The following is a 4867-nucleotide window of genomic DNA, read 5'->3' as shown; positions in this document are numbered from 1 at the left end:
CGGCTCTCCATGGACCTGGAAAAAAAACTGGCCGGCGCGTTTATCGGAAAGATCGTGGAAACGGAAGAGGTCGACGACACCACCCGATCCCTCCAGGCCCTGGTGGATCGCCTCCAGGACCGCTGCGCCCCGCTGCCCTATACCATTACCATCCATGTCACCGAGTCCGATGCCGTCAATGCGGCGGCGCTGCCCGGTGGGCACATGGTGGTCTTTACCGGTCTGCTCGCGGAAATGACTTCGGAGAACGAGCTGGCCTTTGTCCTGGCCCACGAATTGGGCCATTTTGCCAACAGGGACCACCTTCGGGGCCTGGGGCGGGCCCTGGTGCTGATGACGGCATCCACCGTTCTGCTGGGGGCGGACAACAGCGTCAACAGCATGATCGGGCAGGGAATGGTTCTCACCGAACTGAGTTTTTCACGCAAACAGGAAAGCCAGGCCGACGAATTCGCTCTGGAAACATTGTTCTGCCATTACGGTCACGTGGCGGACGCCACCTCCTTTTTCAATAAAATCCCTGAAGACGGGGATCCGGGCCGCTTCGGCCACTATTTCGCATCCCACCCGGAAAATCGTCGCCGCATCGGCCACTTGGAAGATCTGGCCCAAGAGCGGGGCTACCCCACCGGCAACCCGCTTCCCCTGCCGGCCGAACTGACCGCCAAAATCAACGCACACTGACGTTCCGCTTTTATTCGGTCATTATCGGCGTCCTGTGGATTGAAATAAAATAGTCGAGCAGCCTGTCCATTTCACGGTTCAGCGCCCAAAAGCGATTGGGTTGGGATTGTATTTCGGATTCGGTCTGAACATGCGGCGCCTTCACCAGTTCATGCCGACAATGCTGGATCAGTGCCCTAGCCGATTCCGGTGTGGTTTCCAGGTGGTATTGGAGGCCGACGATGCGCTGCCCCATGGCAAAGGCCTGGTTTTCGCAAACCCGGTTGCGGGCCAGATGCACCGCACCGTGGGGCAGGTCGAAGGTTTCACCATGCCAGTGGAAGACCTCTGTCTTATCAGCCAGCGCATGGCCGACCGGCATTTTTTTTGCGGCCTTCGTTTTCTTCACTGGAAACCAGCCGATTTCAGGGTAATCGTTGGGGTAAACTCGAGCACCGTTTGCACTGGCAATCATCTGTGCACCCAGGCAGATACCGAGGACCATCTTGCCGGCCGCCATAGCCTGAGCGACGTATCGTTTTTCGTCGACCAGCCAGGGATGCACAACCTCATCGTTCACACTCATGGGGCCGCCCATGATGACCAGCAGGTCAAAGGCGTTGTTGGCCGGCAGGGCATCACCGGCGAACATCCGTGAACCGCTCACCGGGCAGCCGTTTTCCGCCGCCCAGCCGGCAATGCTTCCCAAACCCTCAAATGCAACATGCTGCAGCCAGTGAATTTTCATATTTCACTCCCTAATGACGCGCGTGTTGATTACTGGATTGACCTTGTGGGTCCCGGGCAAACATGATAACGGGTCCGGTCGATTCGTCAACCGATTTCACTAGTATGACACCAATCGATCCGCGAGGCGCCTATATGACGGCAATTTTGTTGATGTACATCCTAGATGGTGCCGTGGCTGGCATTCTGGCCGGCCTGCTGGGCATCGGCGGTGGAGTGGTTATCGTGCCCATGCTGGTGTTCTGTTTTGTCCGCCAGGGAATCCCAGAAGCCTTGATCATGCACATGGCCTTGGGCACATCGCTGGCCAGCATCATGTTTACCGCCGTTGCCAGCTTCCGGGCCCACCAAAAACGCGATGCAGTCCACTGGGATGTGGTGCGAAAAATTGTCATCGGTATTCTTACCGGCACCTTCCTCGGCAGCTGCATCGCCGCCCAGCTCTCCACCCGGTTTCTCAAAGGCTTCTTCGTCGTTTTTCTTTACTACGTGACCATTCAGATGCTGACCAACAGGAAACCCAAACCCTCCCGCCAGATTCCCGGACATGCGGCCATGTTCGGCGTCGGCAACGTCATCGGCATCGTATCCAGCCTGGTGGGCATCGGCGGTGGAGCGCTTTCCGTGCCTTTCATGATCTGGCGCAATATGACCGTTCACCACGCCATCGGCACCTCTGCAGCCATCGGCTTTCCCATTGCCATTGCCGGCACCATTGGCTACATCTACAACGGTCTGGCGGTTCAGGGCCTGCCCGATTTTTCCGTGGGTTATATCTATCTGCCGGCCCTGCTGGGCATCGTCGTGACCAGTGTTCTGACAGCCCCGATAGGGGTTCGGCTGGCCCACAGCCTGCCTGTGAACCGACTCAAACGTATCTTTGCCGTCCTGCTGCTGGTGGTGGGCACCCGCATGCTGATCGGAATTTTGTGAATTTTCGGCTCTTATGTTCAAAACGCTGAACTCGGTTTGTTAATCGTCTTCGATCAGCCGTTCACTCCCGAAATATTCTTGACAAAAAAACTGTTCCCGCATAGTTACTTCTACTTGGTATTTTAATTCCCTCCAGGCTATTCATCTGTGTATACAGATTGCGAAAATCACATTATTGAAAGGAGAAAGAACACATGTCCAATCTTATTCCCCCGCATGGTGGCAAAGGCCTCACCGTCTGTCTGCTCGAAGGCGCTGAAAAGGAAGCCGAACTGAAAAAGGCCGCCGGCCTCAAACAGATCGAGATTTCCGCGCGCGTCAAGGGTGACCTGATCATGCTCGGCATCGGCGGCTTCAGCCCCCTGACCGGTTTCATGAACAAAGCCGACTGGAAAGGCGTTTGCCAAGATTTCCTGACTGCAGACGGCACCTTCTGGCCGGTGCCGGTGTGCCTGGATGTGACCAAGGAAGATGCCGATGCCATCGCCGTCGGCGACGAAGTGGCCCTGTATGATCCCGAGGGCAAAGAGATCATGGCCACCATGAAGGTCACCGAGCAATTCGAACTGACCGACGCCGATAAAAAATGGGAATGCGAAACAGTCTACATGGGCGAAGGCACCCCGACGGCTGAAGAGTTCTGGAAGATCGCCGAAGAGGATCATCCCGGCGTCCAGATGGTCATGAGCCAGAAAGCCTTCAACCTGGCCGGCCCGGTCAAGGTGCTCAGCGAAGGCGACTACCCCACCAAGTATGCCGGTGTTTACCATCGTCCGGCCGAATCCCGCAAGATTTTCGATGATCGCGGATGGAGTGAAGTCGCCGCCCTGCAGCTCCGGAACCCCATGCATCGTTCCCACGAATACCTGTGCAAGATCGCTGTTGAAGTGTGTGACGGCGTTTACATTCATTCCCTCGTTGGCAACCTGAAACCGGGCGACATTCCTGCAGAGGTTCGCGTTGACTGTATCGATGCCCTGGTGAAGGGTTACTTTGTCGAGCAAAATGTCATCCAGGGCGGCTACCCGTTGGATATGCGCTACGCCGGTCCCCGTGAAGGCCTGTTGCACGCCGCATTCCGCCAGAACTATGGTTGCTCAAAGATGATCATCGGCCGCGACCATGCCGGCGTCGGCGACTTCTACGGCATGTTCGAAGCCCAGACCATCTTCGATAAGATCCCGACCCCGGAAGGCGGCAAAGGCCTGCTCTGCCAGCCCCTGAAAATCGACTGGACCTTCTACTGCTACAAGTGCGACGGCATGGCTTCCCTGAGGACCTGCCCCCACGGCAAGGAAGACCGCGTACTGCTCTCCGGCACCATGCTGCGCAAGATGCTCTCCGAAGGCGGCGACTTGCCCGATCACTTCGGCCGCGACGAAGTTGTCGCCATCCTGCGTAAATACTACGAAGGCGTCACCGATAAGGTGGAAATCAAGACCCACAAGGCCGCTACCGGTAACTAGTTTTCCGGCAACGGTTTACACGATTGAAAAGGGACGCGCCCCGGCGCGTCCCTTTTTTTGTCCCCTGCCGTTCAATTGCCCCATAACCCGCCTGTTGCAACAACACAACAAGCCTGTTCATCCATCGGTTTGTTGTGACAAGCCTTCGCGTTGAGAACGCCATCGGTGTGCTTGACTTTGAGCTGCCGGGTGACCCGCCTCAATCGCGATATCCACGGATCTATTCCTGCAAGGCGGTTGAGCGCCGTTAGCCCCTTCGCGCCCGCTGCTTAACCGACGAACGGAAAAATCAGCTATTGACTTTGGCCACCCAACAAGGTAGCAAATATAATATTTTATTTTTAATAAATTATTATATTTTAAATAACCCGCCAATATTTCTTGCAAATTTATCTTAAATAATGATGAAATTCAAAAAAGCCACCTACCACGTTCAGATTGCTGACATGCTCAGGGACATGATCATGACCGGCAAACTCAAGGAAGGGGACAAGGTCAACGAAGGCAAGCTATGCGAAACCATGGGTATCAGCAAAACACCCATGCGCGAGGCCATTCGGGTCCTGAGCGTCGAGGGTCTGATCCGACTGGTTCCCAACCGCGGTGCTTTTGTGACCAAGCCGGAGTTTGAAGAAATTGCCGAAATGTTCGATGTGATGAGCTTGCTGGAAGGGTTCTGCGCCCATGAGGCTTGCCAAAAGATGACATCCAAGAATTTTGCCCGCATTGAAAAGCTGCACGCCAAACTCGAAGAAAATTTCGAGCGGCATGATCAGGAAGCGTATATCCGTACCAACAACCAGTATCATTCGGTCGTGCAGGAAATTGCCGGCAACCGCACTCTCAATCAGATTGTCAACGGTCTGCGCAAAAAGATATTGCTGTATCGGTTCCAATCCCTGAATCTTCCGCAAAGGTTCGCATCTTCGATTCGCGAACACCGTGATCTGCTGGAAGCGTTTCGACAGCGCAACCATTCGAAAGCCGAGACCCTGATGCAAGCACACTTGCAAAACCAATCCCAGGCACTGGGGACATTGGTCGAACAGTCAAAAAAA

5 protein-coding genes are annotated in these 4867 nt (G+C 55.2%); 4 read left to right on the top strand and 1 reads right to left on the bottom strand.

Annotated elements, in window-relative coordinates; genetic code table 11:
* Positions 1-684: M48 family metallopeptidase (locus QNK41_RS13795; RefSeq protein ID WP_319257895.1), on the top strand; the 684-nt coding region annotated here is incomplete at its 5' end.
* Positions 685-694: 10 nt separating this feature from the next.
* On the opposite strand, the gene QNK41_RS13790 is transcribed toward QNK41_RS13795, so the two are convergent.
* Positions 695-1411: a type 1 glutamine amidotransferase gene (locus QNK41_RS13790; RefSeq protein WP_319257893.1), complete on the bottom strand. Its 717-nt coding sequence runs from the start codon at positions 1409-1411 to the stop codon at positions 695-697.
* Positions 1412-1545: 134 nt separating this feature from the next.
* On the opposite strand from QNK41_RS13790, the gene QNK41_RS13785 reads away from it, so the two are divergent.
* From QNK41_RS13785 to QNK41_RS13775, 3 genes are all read left to right on the top strand, one after another.
* Positions 1546-2343 carry a sulfite exporter TauE/SafE family protein gene (locus tag QNK41_RS13785; protein ID WP_319257891.1) on the top strand — a complete coding sequence of 266 codons (798 nt, stop codon included), beginning with the start codon at positions 1546-1548 and terminating at the stop codon, positions 2341-2343.
* Between the two features lie 194 nt (positions 2344-2537).
* Positions 2538-3809 carry a sulfate adenylyltransferase gene (gene sat / locus QNK41_RS13780; protein WP_319257889.1) on the top strand — a complete coding sequence of 424 codons (1272 nt, stop codon included), beginning with the start codon at positions 2538-2540 and terminating at the stop codon, positions 3807-3809.
* Between the two features lie 401 nt (positions 3810-4210).
* A partial coding sequence (locus QNK41_RS13775) for a GntR family transcriptional regulator (RefSeq protein WP_319257887.1) occupies positions 4211-4867 on the top strand: 657 nt, incomplete at its 3' end.

It is taken from the genome of Desulfosarcina sp., from assembly GCF_033791525.1.
In the GTDB taxonomy this organism is placed as follows: Bacteria; Desulfobacterota; Desulfobacteria; order Desulfobacterales; family Desulfosarcinaceae; genus Desulfosarcina.
Note: the sequence above shows the minus strand (reverse complement) of the source record. Positions and strands in the feature narration are given on the sequence as shown.